At 73.9% G+C, this 14,703-nt stretch carries 15 protein-coding genes; 7 read left to right on the top strand and 8 right to left on the bottom strand.

All coding sequences use genetic code 11. The annotated features are described in order from the left end of the window. Nucleotides 1-146: 146 nt before the first annotated feature. The 3 genes from ABZ801_RS39120 to ABZ801_RS39110 are packed head-to-tail and all read right to left on the bottom strand — an operon-like array spanning nucleotide 147 to nucleotide 2,758. A complete protein-coding gene (locus tag ABZ801_RS39120) occupies nucleotides 147-560 on the bottom strand; it encodes a DUF2795 domain-containing protein (RefSeq protein WP_344953707.1) in 414 nt (137 codons plus the stop codon). After that, entirely contained in the window at nucleotides 553-1,995 is a 1,443-nt protein-coding gene (locus ABZ801_RS39115; RefSeq protein WP_360708349.1) for a hypothetical protein, read from the bottom strand. Before ABZ801_RS39115 ends, ABZ801_RS39120 begins: the two co-directional genes overlap by 8 nt. After that, nucleotides 1,985-2,758, bottom strand: a complete 774-nt coding sequence (locus ABZ801_RS39110) for an alpha/beta hydrolase (protein WP_360708346.1) — start codon at nucleotides 2,756-2,758, stop codon at nucleotides 1,985-1,987. Before ABZ801_RS39110 ends, ABZ801_RS39115 begins: the two co-directional genes overlap by 11 nt. Before the next feature lie 73 nt (nucleotides 2,759-2,831). On the opposite strand from ABZ801_RS39110, the gene ABZ801_RS39105 reads away from it, so the two are divergent. The 3 genes from ABZ801_RS39105 to ABZ801_RS39095 all read left to right on the top strand — a co-directional run bounded on the left by ABZ801_RS39105 (nucleotide 2,832) and on the right by ABZ801_RS39095 (nucleotide 5,762). Continuing rightward, entirely contained in the window at nucleotides 2,832-3,170 is a 339-nt protein-coding gene (locus tag ABZ801_RS39105) for a hypothetical protein (protein ID WP_360708343.1), read from the top strand. A 205-nt stretch (nucleotides 3,171-3,375) separates the two neighbouring features. Then, entirely contained in the window at nucleotides 3,376-4,206 is an 831-nt protein-coding gene (locus ABZ801_RS39100; protein ID WP_360708341.1) for an endonuclease/exonuclease/phosphatase family protein, read from the top strand. Nucleotides 4,207-4,292: 86 nt separating this feature from the next. Further along, entirely contained in the window at nucleotides 4,293-5,762 is a 1,470-nt protein-coding gene (locus tag ABZ801_RS39095; RefSeq protein WP_360708338.1) for a pyridoxal-dependent decarboxylase, read from the top strand. Here the strand turns inward: ABZ801_RS39095 and ABZ801_RS39090 are convergent. Then, a complete protein-coding gene (locus tag ABZ801_RS39090) occupies nucleotides 5,756-6,532 on the bottom strand; it encodes an SDR family NAD(P)-dependent oxidoreductase (protein WP_344953690.1) in 777 nt (258 codons plus the stop codon). The two genes, ABZ801_RS39095 and ABZ801_RS39090, sit on opposite strands and share 7 nt — an antisense overlap. Before the next feature lie 133 nt (nucleotides 6,533-6,665). Next, entirely contained in the window at nucleotides 6,666-8,072 is a 1,407-nt protein-coding gene (locus ABZ801_RS39085; RefSeq protein ID WP_360708335.1) for a cytochrome, read from the bottom strand. A 177-nt stretch (nucleotides 8,073-8,249) separates the two neighbouring features. Between ABZ801_RS39085 and ABZ801_RS39080 the strand changes: the two genes are divergently transcribed. Then, nucleotides 8,250-8,438: a DUF5302 domain-containing protein gene (locus tag ABZ801_RS39080; protein ID WP_344953684.1), complete on the top strand. Its 189-nt coding sequence runs from the start codon at nucleotides 8,250-8,252 to the stop codon at nucleotides 8,436-8,438. 46 nt (nucleotides 8,439-8,484) lie between these two features. Here the strand turns inward: ABZ801_RS39080 and ABZ801_RS39075 are convergent, their stop codons facing one another. Then, nucleotides 8,485-9,114 carry a pyridoxamine 5'-phosphate oxidase family protein gene (locus tag ABZ801_RS39075; RefSeq protein WP_360708330.1) on the bottom strand — a complete coding sequence of 210 codons (630 nt, stop codon included), beginning with the start codon at nucleotides 9,112-9,114 and terminating at the stop codon, nucleotides 8,485-8,487. A 115-nt stretch (nucleotides 9,115-9,229) separates the two neighbouring features. Between ABZ801_RS39075 and ABZ801_RS39070 the strand changes: the two genes are divergently transcribed. Beyond that, on the top strand, nucleotides 9,230-10,708 hold the full coding sequence (locus tag ABZ801_RS39070) for an aldehyde dehydrogenase (RefSeq protein WP_360708327.1): 1,479 nt from the start codon (nucleotides 9,230-9,232) through the stop codon (nucleotides 10,706-10,708). 68 nt (nucleotides 10,709-10,776) lie between these two features. Here ABZ801_RS39070 and ABZ801_RS39065 read toward each other — a convergent pair whose 3' ends face one another. Together ABZ801_RS39065 and ABZ801_RS39060 are read right to left on the bottom strand one after the other, a co-directional pair. After that, a complete protein-coding gene (locus ABZ801_RS39065; protein WP_344953675.1) occupies nucleotides 10,777-12,165 on the bottom strand; it encodes an MFS transporter in 1,389 nt (462 codons plus the stop codon). Nucleotides 12,166-12,430: 265 nt separating this feature from the next. Beyond that, the gene (locus ABZ801_RS39060) at nucleotides 12,431-12,988 is read right to left on the bottom strand and encodes a MarR family transcriptional regulator (protein ID WP_344953672.1); all 558 of its coding nucleotides are present in this window, start codon (nucleotides 12,986-12,988) and stop codon (nucleotides 12,431-12,433) included. 233 nt (nucleotides 12,989-13,221) lie between these two features. On the opposite strand from ABZ801_RS39060, the gene ABZ801_RS39055 reads away from it, so the two are divergent. Both ABZ801_RS39055 and ABZ801_RS39050 read left to right on the top strand, forming a co-directional pair. Then, nucleotides 13,222-13,740, top strand: coding sequence for a cupin domain-containing protein (locus ABZ801_RS39055; protein WP_360708324.1), 519 nt, complete (start codon nucleotides 13,222-13,224; stop codon nucleotides 13,738-13,740). A gap of 3 nt (nucleotides 13,741-13,743) precedes the next feature. Then, nucleotides 13,744-14,700, top strand: coding sequence for a PDR/VanB family oxidoreductase (locus ABZ801_RS39050; RefSeq protein WP_360708321.1), 957 nt, complete (start codon nucleotides 13,744-13,746; stop codon nucleotides 14,698-14,700). Nucleotides 14,701-14,703 lie beyond the last annotated feature (3 nt).

The raw sequence follows: 14,703 nt of genomic DNA, 5'->3' as shown, positions 1-14,703 counted from the left end.
GGGGGGGGGGGGGGGGGGCCCCCGCCCCGGGCGCCGCCTGCGGGCGGGGCGCCCCGCGCCGCGGGCGCCGCGGGGCCCCCCCCAGTGCCGGGTGACCGCCCGGGCCCCGCACGGCTGGACGTGCGGGCCCCGGAGCGGCCGTCCGGTCAGAAGCGGTGGCGTTCGCGGCCGAGGCCGAGGGCCTCGCCCACGTCGGCCATGTTCTCGTACTCGCGGTCGGGCAGCCGCTCCAGCATCGACATGATCGCGTCGGTGGCGTGCCCCGCGGCGGCGTGGTCGATCAGCTCGCTCCGCGACGCGGGGTAGCGCACCCCGAGCAGCGACTGCGCCACGGCGCTGCGCGCCTGCACGTCCTCGGGGTCCATTCCGGGCGGCGACCCCGGCGGCACCGAGGTGCCCCGGGACGTGGGGTCGTGTCCGAGGTCGTCGGACACCGGCTCCGGCTGCCGCCACTCCTCGGCGTGGGTGGGCCCGCCGCCGCGCACCATGCCCTCCGTCTCGTGGCCCATCTCGTCGTCCAGCTTCGGGCCGTGCTTGCCGGTCTTGTCGCCCTCAGGCATGGTCGTTTCCTCCGTTCCCATCGATCCAGGAGATCTCGGGTCGCTTGGCCAGGTAGTCCCCGGCGTCGGCCGGGTCCAGCGGGTCCGGCATCGGGTACACGCGCCGCACCCGCGCCAGCTCCCGGTGCGCGCGGGCGAACACGGCGAAGTCGCGCGGGAACGCCCGCTCGTCCACGCCGGTGAACACCCCGATCTTGCGGGCCCGGTCCAGGACGCGCCGCCAGTCCTCGACCGGCGCCAGCCCCACCGACTCCACGCCGTGCGAGAACAGCGTCAGCCGGATCTCGTCGAACGGGTCGGCGCCGTCGAGGTAGTCGGCCAGCGCGGCCCGGGACGGCTCGGTGCCGAACAGCAGCCAGAACGGCACCGACCCGGTGCGCAGCGTCCACCACGGCTCCACCAGCAGGAACGACTCCGCCAGCAGCCGCCCGTCGGGCACGCCGCGGTCGCGGTACCAGTCGCGGTACAGGTCGGCGACGGCCGGGCTGAGGTCCTCCGGCTCGCCGAACCGCAGCCGCTTCCAGTCCGCCCCCTCCGGCAGGGCGTCGGCGAGGGAGCGCAGCAGGGAGTCCTGGAAGCCCCACTCGGCCTCCGGGGCGTCGGTGTCGGGCTCGGGCGCCTCCCAGCGGCGGTACGGGGACCCGTACCGGGCCAGGTAGTCGGCGACGCGCGGCCCGCCCTCGTGGAACTCGCGCGGGGTGGCGCCGCCGGGCGCGCCGTTCTGGAACCAGTACCGCTCGCCGACCCGCGTGACCGGCCAGCGCAACCCGCATTCCACCGTGACGACCGTGCCGCCCGGCGCCAGCCGCTCCTTCAGGAACCGCCGGTACGCCTCCGGCATGCGGTGCCACTTGACGCGGAAGTACGACATGCCCGACACCATCAGGCGGTCCTGGTTGGCGTCGTGCATGTGGTGCAGTTCCAGGTCGGTGTTGGCGTCCAGCAGGGCCCGGCCCGCGGCCAGGTGCGTGCGCATCGCCCGGGCCGGCTCGTCGGGGCGCCCGTCGCGCCGCCGCACCGGGATCAGCAGCGTCTGCGGCAGCCACGGCGCGTCCAGCGCCGCCGCCAGGTGGATCATCGCGCCGTTCGACGAACCCACGAAGATCACCGGGTACCGGCGGCACGGGTAGTGGCCGGCGACCCACGCGGCGAGCCGGTCGGAGCGCACGTCCCCGAGCCGGTCGGCCGCCACCGCCTCCATCCGGCCGCCGGCCGCGTACGCCTTCTCCTGCACGCGGCGCGGCAGCCGGTTGCCCACGCCCAGCAGCGCGGACAGCACCGGCTCCAGTGCGGCCGGATACCGTCCCAGCAGCGGCGCGTCCTGCCCGTGCAGGAACTTGCCGAGGACGCGCAGCATGCCGGTGGCCGAGTCGAAGTCGGCCACCGTCCTGCCCGGCGGCAGCGCCCTGACCCTTCTGGCGCGCTCAGCCGACACCGGCCGCCTCCTTCGGCGCCGTCTCGCGCAGGAAGCCCTCCACGAGACGGGCCAGCGCGTCCGGCCGCCGGTAGGGGACCATGTGCGGCGAGCCGGGGACGACGGCGAGCCGCGCGTCGGGCACCAGCCGCGTGACCTCCTCGGCCCACGCCTGCGGCACCAGCGCGTCGTGCTCGCCGCGCACCACCAGGGCCGGCACGTCCACGCGGGGCAGCCGGTCCTCCAGCGGGTCGCGCAGCGACTCGGCGAACGCCGCCAGCATGCGGCGTGTGCCGCAGTCGCGGTAGTCGGCCAGGTTGAGCGGGAACATCCGCGGGTCCTCGCGCACGGTGTTGCGCAGCCAGCGCCCCAGCGTCGCCCGCCACGTGCGGGCGTGCGGGTCGGCCGTCGGGCCCGCCAGCACCAGCGACCGCACGTGCCGCCGGTGCCGCACCGCCACGTCCACGGCGATCTGGCAGCCGAACGACGAGCCCAGCAGGCACACCGGCGGCAGGTCCACGGCCGCGAGCCATCCCGCCAGGGCCTCGCCGAGCGCGCGAAGCGACGGCGGCTCCGGCGGGGCGGGGCTGCGGCCGAAACCGGGCAGGTCGACCGTCCAGACGCGGACGCGCTCGCCCAGCGCCCGTACCAGCGGCATGTGCGGACGGCTCGACACTCCCGCGCCGTGCACGCACACCACCGGCGGCAGACCCGCGTCCGGGCCCGCGCACCACGCCGCCATCGCGCGGCCTTCCACGGCCACGGCGCGTCGTCGTACGGACACCTCGTTCACGGTCTGAGGCGTTCCCCAGCCAGGCCGCCTAAACGGGACGACGATCACAGCTACCGTGGGCGGCATGCTGCCACCCGCCGCCCTCGGCGTCGTCCGCACCGTGGTGTCGCTGCTCGTCGACGGCCGCCACGAGGACCTGGAGACCCTCACCGAGGGGCGCCGCCTGAGCGCGGCGCGGACCGAGCGCGCCGTCCGGGAGTACGGAGGCGACCTGATCTCCCCGCCCGACGAGGCGTTCGCCGACGCCGACGTCCGCGAGTCGGAGGACGGCACCGGCTACACCGTCGCGATGCCCCTGCGGACGGCCCAGGAGGGCCCCTGCCGCCTGGAGGTGCGGCTCACGCTGAGGGAGGTCGCCGAGGACGTCTGGACGGTCCAAATCGACGCCCTCCGCGTCCCCTAGGCCCCAGGTCACCTGGGGTCCGCGGCCGGGATCCGGCGCGTACAGGCGGGGGCCGCCCGGGAGACATCCGGCCGTGATCACCTACTGGGGCGATTGCTCCGGACATGTCCGCGAAAGGACTGACATGCCCCTCACCTCCCTTACGGGTGGCGCGCCCCGGCGCGTCCGCCTTTCCCTCCTGAGCCTGTTTGCCATCCTGGTGGTCGTGGTCTCCAGCGCGGTCACCGTGACGGCGTCCGGCCCCGCCTCGGCCGGGGACGCGCGGCTGCGCGTCATGACCTACAACATCCGGCTGGACGCCGACGCGCCGCCCCGCGACTGGGCCTCCCGCCTGCCGCTGATGAAGCAGGTGCTGCGCGAGCAGCAGCCCGACCTGCTGGGCGTGCAGGAGGCGCTGTGGCGGCAGATGCGCGACCTGGACGCGGCGCTGCCCGCGCACGACTGGATCGGCATGGGCCGCCAGGGCGGCACCCGCGACGAGTTCTCGGCGATCTTCTACCGCAAGGACCGCTTCGAGGTCCTGGACTTCGACCACTTCTGGTTGTCCGACACCCCGCTGGTCATCGGCTCGGCCACCTGGGGCAACACCATCACCCGCATGGTCACCTGGGCCAAGTTCCGCGACCGCCGCACCGGCCGGGTGTTCTACCACGTCAACACCCACTTCGACCACCAGTCGCAGAACGCCCGCGTCAAGAGCGCCGAGCTGGTGCTGCGGCGCGTGCGCGGCTTCGAGGCGGGCGTCCCGGTCGTGCTCACCGGCGACTTCAACGTGGCCGCCGGGAAGAGCGACCCGTACTCCATCCTCACCGGCGCCGACGCCTTCTCCGACACCTGGGAGACGGCCGAGCGCCGCGGCCCCGCCTCCAACACCTTCGGCGGCTGGAAGCCGCCCGTGCCGGGCGGTGACCGCATCGACTGGATCCTGTCGCGCGGCACGGTCCGCACCCTCTGGACCGAGATCGACACCTACGAGAAGAACGGTCAGTACCCGTCCGACCACTACCCGGTCGTCGCCCACATGATCGTGGGCTGACCTCGCCCGGAAGACGTCGGCCCCCGCACCGCGCGGCCCCGCCGGGCCATATGTTGGGGGCCGACGTCCATCGTAAGGAGCGAGGCGTGGCCGCACACATGACCCCCGAGGAGTTCCGCCGGTACGGCAGGCAGGTCGTCGACTGGATCGCCGACTACCAGGAGAAGATCGAGACCTATCCGGTGCTGTCGCAGGCGCGGCCGGGCGACGTGCTGGCGTCGCTGCCCGTGCACCCGCCCGAGGAGGGGGAGGGCTACGAGAACGTCCTGGCCGACCTCGAACGCGTCGTCATGCCGGGGATCACGCACTGGCAGCACCCCTCGTTCTTCGCCTACTTCCCGGCCAACGCCAGCGGTCCGGCGATCCTGGGGGACCTGCTGTCGGCCGGGCTCGGCGTGCAGGGCATGCTGTGGGCGACCAGCCCGGCCTGCACCGAGCTGGAGACCCGCATGGCCGACTGGATGGCCGAGCTGCTCGGCCTGCCCGCCAGGTTCCGCAGCGACGGCCCCGGCGGCGGGGTGATCGAGGACTCGGCGTCCAGCGCCGCCCTGGTGGCGATCCTGGCCGCGCTCGAACGCGCCGGCGGCGGACGCGCCGGACGCGACGGCCTCACCGGGCGGCACACGCTCTACGTCAGCTCGCAGACGCACTCGTCCCTGGAGAAGGCCGCCAAGATCACCGGCATCGGCATGGCCGGGGTGCGGACGGTGGACGTCGACCCGGCGACCCTGGCGATGGACCCGGCGCGGCTGGACGCCATGATCGCCGAGGACCTCGCCGCGGGCGCGGTGCCCACGCTGGTGTGCGCGACCGTCGGCACCACGTCCACCACCGCGATCGACCCGGTGGCCGCCGTCGGCGAGGTGTGCCGCCGGCACGGCGTCTGGCTGCACGTCGACGCCGCGTACGCGGGCGTGGCCGCCGTCTGCCCCGAACTGCGGTGGCTGAACGACGGCCTGGCCGAGTACGCCGACTCCTACGCCACCAACCCGCACAAGTGGCTGCTGACCAACTTCGACTGCAACCTGCTGTGGGTGGCCGACCGCGAGCCGCTGGCGGGGGCGCTGTCGATCCTGCCGGAGTACCTGCGCAACCAGGCCACCGAGTCCGGCGAGGTCATCGACTACCGCGACTGGCAGATCCCGCTCGGCCGGCGGTTCCGCGCGCTGAAGCTGTGGTCGGTGATCCGCTGGTACGGCGCCGAGGGGCTGCGCGAGCACATCCGCACCGGCGTGGCGCTGGCGCAGCGGCTCGCCGGGTGGATCCGCGACGAACCCGGGTTCGTGCTGTTCGACCACCACCCGCTGAGCCTGGTGTGCTTCCGCCCGGCCTGGGACGGCCTGCCCGAGGACGAGGCGGACGCGGCGACGCTGCGCCTGATGGAACGGCTCAACGCGTCCGGCGACCTCTACCTCACCCACACCAAGGTCGGCGGGCGGGTGCTGCTGCGCATGGCGATCGGCGCCCCCGCCACGCGGGAGGAGCACGTGCGGGCCGCGTGGCGGCGGATCGTCGAGGAGACCCGCGCGATCGGGCGGGACCGGGCGGCTCAGTAGGCGGCGGTGCCGCCGTCGACGCTGATCGCCGCGCCGGTGATGCCGCCGCCCTCGTCCGAGGCCAGCAGCACGGCGACCGCCGCGACCTCCTCCACGGTGGTGGGCCGCTTGAGGGACGACTCCTGTGCGAACAGGTCCACCATGCCCTCGTAGGTCAGGCCCATCGCCGCGGCGGCCGCCGGGCCGGTCTCGCGGACGACGTCGGTGATGACCAGGCCCGGGCAGATGGCGTTGACGGTCACGCCGGACTGGCCCACCTCGCGCGCCACGCTCTTGGTGAGGCCGTTGACGGCGTGCTTGGCCGCCACGTACGGGCCGATCCCCGGCTTGCCGTGCTTGCCCTCCACCGAGGAGATGTTGATGATCCGGCCGTGCCCGCGGGCGGTCATGTGCGGCAGCGCCGCGCGGGTGGCCCAGAACGTCGAGTACAGGTTCCAGCGCAGCACCAGATCCCACTCCTCGTCGGTGGTCTCGGCGACCGGCGCCGGGTCGGAGGACCCGCCGGCGTTGTTGACCAGCACGTCGATGCGCCCGTACCGGGAGACGGTCTCGTCGATCAGCCGCTCCACGTCGGCCTTGCGGGTCACGTCTCCCGGCACGAAGGCCGCGCGGTCACCGGCGTCCAGTTCCTTGAGCGTCCGCTCGCCCTTCTCGGGGCTGCGCCCGTTCAGCACGACCGTGGCGCCCTCCCGCAGGAACGCCTCGGCGATGCCCTTGCCGATGCCGCGGGTGCCGCCGGTGACGGCCGCGACCCTCCCGTCCAGCCTCATGCCCGATCTCCGTCCTCAGATTTGCAGCACACCCCCCGAGACGCCCCCGACTAAAGATCAACTTTACGGGGGGCGTCAACGTCGTGTGCGCCACATGTGAGGAACGGGCGGCCAGGCGGGAGGGCCGCGCGGGTCAGCCGATGCGCAGGGCGCGCAGGAAGCGGCGCGTCAGCGACAGCCGCGCCTCCTGCTGCTCCGCCTCGCTCTCCGTCCGCGCCTCGGCGCCGGTGGACGGGGCCGGCGCGGCGCCGTCGGACGCCGGGGCGGCGCGCTGCTCGGCCAGCTCGTAGTGCACCGGCAGCGAGCGCAGGCTGCGCATCAGCGGGGACGACCGCCACGGCAGCTGGTCCGGCGGCAGCGCCAGCCGCAGCATGGAGAACCGCTCGAACAGCCGTCCCACCGCGATCGTGGTGATGGTGGTGGCCAGGTCGCGGGCCACGCAGGCGTGCGGGCCCGCGCCCCACGCCACGTGCGCCCGGGAGCTGTAGACCGAGTCGGGCGCCTGGCCGCCGGCGAACGCCGGGTCGCCGTGCGCGGCCGCGACCGACAGGATGACCGGGTCGCCCGCCGCGATGGTGTACCGGCCCATCCGCACGTCCGTGCGGGGGAAGCGGAGGGTCAGGTTGGCCATGGGCGGGCTGGCGAGGGCGGCCCGGTTGACCGCCTCCTGGATCATCCCGGCGGAGACGCTGTCGCGCGCTCCGGACTCCCCGCCGATGACCTCCAGCACGGTCCCGGTGATGAGCGTCCCGCAGTAGTCGCCGACCAGCGCGACCACCATGAACAGCTCGCGGGTCATCTCCTCGACGGTCAGGTCGGGCGCCGCGGCGGCCATGTGGCCGGGCAGGTCGTCACCGGGCCGCGCCTTCGCCCGCGCGCACAGGTCGCGCACGGCGGCCAGCAGCCGCGCCTGCGCCTCGGCCGCGTCCGGACCGGCGTCCACCAGGCGCCACATGTCCATCAGCAGTTCCTCGCCCCGGCCGTCGGTGAAGCCGAGCAGCCGGTTGCTGATCATCAGCGGCAGCGGGCGGGCGTACTGCGCCGCCAGGTCCGCCAGGCCGGCGCGGCCGCTGCCCTCGCCCAGCACCGTGATCAGGTCGTCGGCGTACTGCGAGATGGCGTGCTCCAGCTCGCGCGCCTGCGGCCGGCCGCGCTCCTGGAACGGCTGCAGCCCCGCGATCCACGCACCGCGCAGCCGCGACAGCTCGGCGCCGTCGCGGAAGATCGAGTTGTCGGCCTGCATGGCGGGCATCAGCGGCCAGTCCGCCGGGACCCGGCCCTCGGTGTAGGCGCGCCAGTTGTCCAGGCGCTTGCTCCAGACGTCGCGCGGGTCCCGCAGGATGTCCAGCACCTGCGGGTATCCGATGACCAGCCAGATGGGCACGCCGAGCACGTCGACCGGGGCGACCGGCCCGTGCGCGGCGCGCAGCCGTTCGTAGTAGAAGGCCGGACGCTGTTCGTAGTCGCGGCAGATCAGCGGCTCGACGGCGAGCGATTCCAGTGGCGGATGGGCCTCGGCCCGGGGCGTCGCGTGGTTCATCGCGAGCACTCTAGACGAACGAACCCATCGTGATCAGTAGTTACAAGGAACACGCCGGACATTGGGTGCGAAGCGCCCAAGTGGCGTGTCCGGCCCGGTCCGGCGGAGCGTCCGGGACGCGGACGTGCGAGGCTGGAGGCGCCCCGGAGCGGGGCGTGTACGAGATCGGAGGTCGGCATGACCGGCTCGCCAGCGGAACCAGAGGCGAACGAGGACGATCTGAAGCGGCGCTTCAAGGAGGCGCTGGACCGCAAGCGGGACGAGGCCCGCGAGCGGCACGGCACGAGCGGGGGCGGCGGGCCGAAGGTCCGCGGCACCCACGGCCGCGCCGACGGGCGCCGCCAGTTCCGCCGCAAGAGCGGCTGACGCGCCGGCCGGCGGCGGCCTCCCCGGGCCGCCGCCGGACCAGGTGTCAGCTCTTGTAGAGCTGCTCGGCGTACCGCGGCCCGTAGTAGCGCTCCAGCTGCTCCAGGGACTCCTCGGTGTCCTGGACGCTCTTGACGATGTGGGCGTGCGAGGGCAGCGCGTCCGGCTCCCAGGTGCCGGGCTGCCACAGCTGCGAGCGCAGGAACGCCTTGGGGCAGTGGAAGAAGATCTGTTCGATCTCCACCACCAGCGCCAGATCGGGGCGGTGCCCCTTGACGACCATCTCGCCGAAGAACGGCGCGTCGCGCACCAGCCGGGCGCGCCCGTTGACGCGCAGCGTCTCGGTCCGGCCGGGCACCAGGTAGATCAGTCCGACGTGCGGGTTGGCCAGCACGTTGCGGAAGCCGTCGACCCGCCGGTTGCCGGGGCGGTCCGGGACGGCGATGGTGGCGTCGTCGATGACGTGGGTGAAGCCGGGCGGGTCGCCCTTGGGGGACACGTCGCAGGAGCCGTCGGCGTCGCTGGTGGCGACCAGGCAGAACGGCGAGCGCGCCAGCCATTCGCGGTCCCAGTGGTGCAGCCGCGTCCGCTCTTTGGTGACGGCCCGCGGCTTGGGCGGACCCACCAGGGCGCGCAGCTCGTCCTCCGAGGTGATCTCCACGAACCCGTCCCGCATCGCGTCCTCCGTCCCAGGGGACCGCCAGCGTACTGCGGCCGGGGTGGACAGCGGCGCCCGCCTCCCGATAAATCTTAGAGCTAAGATTAATTTCCCCGGCTGATGGGAGGTTGCGGTGCGTCCGACGTACCCCGACGAGATCCTGGTGGGCGGACGGCCCCGGCGCGGCGCGGGCGAGACGCTGGTCACCCGCGACCCCGCGACCGGCGCGGAGCTGGCCCGGCTGCACGCCGCCTCGCCCGCCGACGTCGACGACGCCGTCCGGGCGGGCGCCGCGGCCGCCGCCGACCCGGCCTGGCGGGACCTGCTGCCGCACGAGCGGGCCCGCCTGCTGGTGCGCGTCGCCGACCTGATCGCCGAGCGCGCCGAGGAGCTGGCCGCCCTGCAGACCGCCGACACCGGCAAGTCGATCAACGAGACGCGGGCGCTGGTGGCCAGCGCGCAGGGCACCTTCCGGTACGTCGCCGCCGCGCTGGAGACCATGGAGGGCGCGCTCACCCCGCCGCGCGGCCCGTACCTGACCATGAGCGTGCACGAGCCGATCGGCGTGGTCGGCGCGATCACCCCATGGAACTCGCCGATCGCCAGTGACGCGCAGAAGGCCGCCCCGGCGCTGGCCGCCGGGAACGCGGTGCTGCTCAAGCCCGCCGAGCAGGCCCCGCTGGTCTCGCTGGCGTTCGGCCGCCTGCTGGTGGACGCCGGGCTGCCGCCCGGCCTGGTGTCGGTGCTGCCCGGGCCCGGCGCGGTCACCGGCGCGGCGATCGTCCGCCATCCCGGCGTCGGCAAGGTCTCCTTCACCGGCGGCACCGCCACCGGGCGCGCCATCGGCGCCGTCGCCGCCGACAAGATCATGCCGGTGTCGCTGGAACTGGGCGGCAAGTCGCCCACCATCGTGTTCCCCGACGCCGACCGCGAGCAGACGCTGGCCGGGCTGATGTTCGGGATCTTCTCCTCGTCCGGGCAGAGCTGCGTGGCCGGGTCCCGGGTGTTCGTGCACGCCTCCGTCTACGACGAGGTGCTCGACGAGCTCGTCGCCCGCACCCGAGAGCTGCGCGTCGGCCCGGGCACCGACCCCGCCACGCAGGTGGCGCCGCTGGTCACCCACGAGCACCGGGACAGGGTCGCGGCCATGGTGGAGCGGGCCGTGCGCGACGGCGCCCGGCTGCGCTGCGGCGGCCGCGTCCCGGACGGCCCCCGCTACGAGCGCGGCGCCTACTACCTGCCGACGATCCTGGACGGCGTCGCCAACGACGCGGCGATCTGCCAGGAGGAGGTCTTCGGGCCGGTGCTGGTCGCGCTGCCGTTCACCGACGAGGACGACCTGGTCGCGCAGGCCGACGCCACCGTGTACGGGCTGGCCTGCGGCATCTGGACCCGCGACTACCGCACCGCCTGGCGGGTCGCGCGCCGGGTCCAGGCGGGCACCGTGTGGATCAACACCTACAAGCAGTTCAGCATCTCCACCCCGTTCGGCGGCGTGAAGGAGAGCGGCCTCGGCAGGGAGAAGGGACGCGACGGCATCCTGGCCTACATGCGCCAGAAGAGCGTCTACTGGGGCCTGGACGAGGCCCCGCTGCCCTGGGCGAACGCCTGACGAACGCACGACGAGGGCCGCGGGACGCCGACGCGTCCCGCGGCCCTCGCCTCGTGCGGTCACTCACCTCACGGGTTGAGCTCCTCCAGGGTCTTGCCGCGCGTCTCGACGGCGAAGTACGTGGCCGCCATCCCCACCAGCGCCACCACCGCCAGGATCAGGAACACGCCCGCGATGCCGGCGCCCGCGCCGATCAGCGCACCGGTGATCGTGGGGCCGAGGATGACGCCGATGCGGTTCCACGACCCGCCGAAGGCCACGCCCAGGGCCCGGTTGCGCGTCGGGTACAGCTCGGGCGTGTACAGGTAGAGGCTGATGTTGGCGGCGAAGTTGAACGCCGAGGCGATGGAGGCGAACAGCGCGACCTGGGCGCCGGACGTCGCGCCCAGCAGCGCCAGCACGGCCAGCACCACCGCCGAGCCCGCCAGCCCGCCGCCGATCACCGCGCGGCGGCCCAGCCGGTCCACCAGCAGCGCCGCGCACAGGCAGCCGAGGAACCCGGCGACGGTGCTGAGCTGGTTGTACTTCAGCGCGGTGCCCAGCGGCACCTCGTACACCTTGGTGTAGATGGTGGGCAGCCAGGAGCTGATGGAGTAGTTGACGAAGTAGCCGCAGAACCACAGCACCGAGATGACCGTCGTGCGGCGCAGGTAGATCCCGGTGAACAGGTCACGCAGCGAGCCGCGCGGCGCGGCGGCGGTGAACGCCGCCGGGTCGGCGGGGGCGGGCAGCGGCCGTCCGGTGGCACGTTCCACCTCGTCCTCGATGCGGCGCATGGTGCGCTCGGCGTCGGCGTCGCGGCCCCGCGCCGCCAGCCAGCGCGGCGACTCGGGCACCCGGCGCTGCAGCAGCACCACCAGCAGCGCGGGCAGCGCACCGATCGCGAACATGGCCCGCCAGCCCATGTTCGGCACCACCCAGGTGGCCAGCACCGAGGCCGCCATCAGCCCGGCGGGGAACACCAGCTCGTACAGCAGCACGAAGCGGCCCCGGTGCCCGGCGCGGGCGATCTCGTTGATGTACGTCGCGGCCACCGGCACCTCGCCGCCGATGCCGAGCCCCTGGACGAACCGCAGCAGGAGGAACACCGCGAAGCCCGGGGCGAACACGATCCCCAGGGAGGACAGCGCGGTCAGCGCCACGCACAGCACGACCATGCGCACCCGGCCGATCCGGTCGGCCAGCCGCCCGGCGACCAGCGCTCCGACCAGCATGCCGACCGAACCGCCGGTCACGGTGAGCGTCTGCTGCAGGCCGGACAGGTGCCACTCGCGGCTGATCACCGGCAGCGCCGAGGCGATCAGCAGCTGGTCGAACGCCTCGAAGAAGGTGACCACGCCGATCAGCGTGCGGACCTTCAGATGCCAACGGGAGGTCGGCAGCCGCTCGATGCGCGCGGCGACCGACGCCGCGACGCCGCCCGGGGACGCCGGCGGCGCGGGGGACGCAGTAGTCATGGGGGGCTCCTCGCATGCCCGGCGGCCCGCCGGGGAGGGCGGACCGCGCTCGGGACCGTTCGCCCAGAAGCTGGGGTCGAAGGTGACCCTAGACACACGTAATCTTGGCGGTCAACTACTTAGCGCCAAGATTTATGCCGGGGAAACGGGCGGCCTTGATCAAAAATCCGCTGGTGAGACCCTCGGGTGTTCATCGTGAAGCCTTGCGGCCAAGGGGCTGGACGTTCACTGGCGCCGACGGCGGCCCGTGGTCGCCGCGCGGGGGTTATTCGGCGGCGCGGCCGGGCGCGGTGTCGGAGGTGTCGCCGAGCTCGGCGACCTCCAGGGAGCGTTCGAGACGGCTGAGCAGGCGGGCGAGCTGGCGCTGCTCGGTCTCCGACAGGCCCGCCAGCATGCGGCGCTCGTTGGCGAAGTGGTCGGCCACGGCGCGGTCGATGACGGCCAGGCCCTCGTCGGTGAGGCGGGCGTGCACGACGCGGCGGTCGTCGGGGTCGCGCTCGCGCACCACCAGCCCGGCCTTCTCCAGGCGGTCCAGGCGCAGGGTGATGCCGCCGGTGCTGAGCAGCGAGATCGCGGCCAGCTCCCCGGCGGTCTTGCGGTAGGGCGGGCCGCTGCGGCGCAGCGCGGTCAGCACGTCGAAGGCGGCCATGTTCAGGCCGTACCGGTCGAAGACCTCGTCGATCAGCGCGTGGTAGCGCAGGAAGCCGCGGTGCAGGCGGCCGAACACCGCCAGCCCGGACACGTCCACGTCGGGGCGCTCCCGCCGCCACTGCTCGATGATCAGGTCGACGGTGTCGGGCCGGTCGACGGACCTGCGCGCCATGGTCGGCCCCCTTCCCCGGTTCCGCGAGCCCCTCAGCGCCAAGAGGAATCCTAGTGCTTCGGCGGCCGTGCGCCCGGTCCCGCGCCCGCCCGCCTCGGCCGGTCCGCGGCGCTCCGGGGCCGGCGACCGGCGTGGCCGGGTATTGCGGCGGCAAGCATCTTAGTGCTAAAACAAATCAGCACTAATCTTGGTGCTCAGATAATTTTCCCAGTTCAGAGGGGAGATGGTCCGTGGTGACCGAGCAGTCCGCCGCACGGGTCGACCTGGAACAGCTGATCGACTCGTGCATCGCCACCCGTGACAGCCGCTACGAGGACTGGGACACCCTGGCCTTCCAGGCCAAGGCCGGGGACCGGTTCCGCCGGGCGCAGATCCGCTACATCGGCTCGGGCGCCACCGGCGACCACTCCGCCGACAACCGCATCCTGCCCTCCGAGCACTTCACGTTCTCCAACATGCGGCTCCCGGCCGGGGCGATCGGCCCCGAGCACACCCACCACGACGTCGAGGAGGTCTTCTTCGTCCTGGAGGGCACGCTCGAGGTCACCGTGCACGACGTCGAGGACGGTACCCGGACCGCCAGCCGCGTCCTCGGCTACCGCGACCTCATCCGCGTCCCGGCCGGCGTGCCGCGCAGCCTGCGCAACATCGGCGAGGACGACGCGCTGTTCTGCGTGATCATCGGGGCGCGCAAGCCGCAGCTGCCGACCTACCCGCCGACCTCGCCGATGCACGGCATCACGCGGGACTGACCCATGAGGCTGCGGCTGATCCGCTCCACCTGGCTGGCGGAGGGCGTCGTCGGGCTGGAGTTCGCCGACCCGCGGGAGCCGGGCGGCCGGGAGGGGAGGGACCTTCCCGGCTGGGAGCCCGGAGCGCACCTGACGTTGCGGCTGCCCGGCGGCACGGCCCGTGAGTACTCGCTGTGCGGCGACCCGGCCGACCGCGGCCGCTACACGGTGGCGGTGCAGCGGGAGGCGGCGTCCCGGGGCGGCAGCGCCTACGTGCACGAACGGCTGCGGGTCGGCGAGATCATCGAGGTGGACGGGCCGAAGAACACCTTCGCCCTGCAGGACGCCCCGGCCCACCTGCTGATCGCCGGGGGCATCGGCGTCACGCCCCTGCTGCCGATGGCCGAGGCGCTGGCGGCCCGCGGCGCCCCCTGGCGGATGCTGTACTGCGGCCGGTCCCGCGCACGCATGGCGTTCACCGGCCGGCTGGCGCGGCTCGGCGACCGGGTCGAGCTGCACGCCGACGACGAACGCGGCGGCCCGCCCGACGTCGGCGGGGCGATCGGCCGGGCGCTCGCCGGCCTGCCCGCCGGGGCGCTGGTCTACTGCTGCGGCCCCGAGCCCCTGCTGGCCGCCGTCGAGGCCGCGGTGGACGATCCGTCCCGGCTGCGCGTCGAGCGCTTCCGCGCCCCCGAACGGCCCGCCGCCGGCGGCGCCGACGAGCCGTTCGACGTGGTGTGCGGCACCCGCCGCTTCACCGTCCGGCCGGGCACGTCGATCCTGCACACGCTGCGGGAGGGCGGGCTGGACGTGCCGTCCTCCTGCGAGGAGGGCATCTGCGGCACCTGCGAGACCCGGGTGCTGGCCGGCGAGCCCGACCACCGCGACTTCCTGCTGACCGACGAGGAACGGGCCGCGGGCCGCTCGATGCTGCTGTGCGTCTCGCGGTCGCGCACCCCCGAACTCGTCCTGGACCTTTAGGAG

The organism is Actinomadura sp. NPDC047616 (genome assembly GCF_040642915.1).
Classification (GTDB): domain Bacteria; phylum Actinomycetota; class Actinomycetes; order Streptosporangiales; family Streptosporangiaceae; genus Spirillospora; species Spirillospora miaoliensis.
Note: the sequence above shows the minus strand (reverse complement) of the source record. Positions and strands in the feature narration are given on the sequence as shown.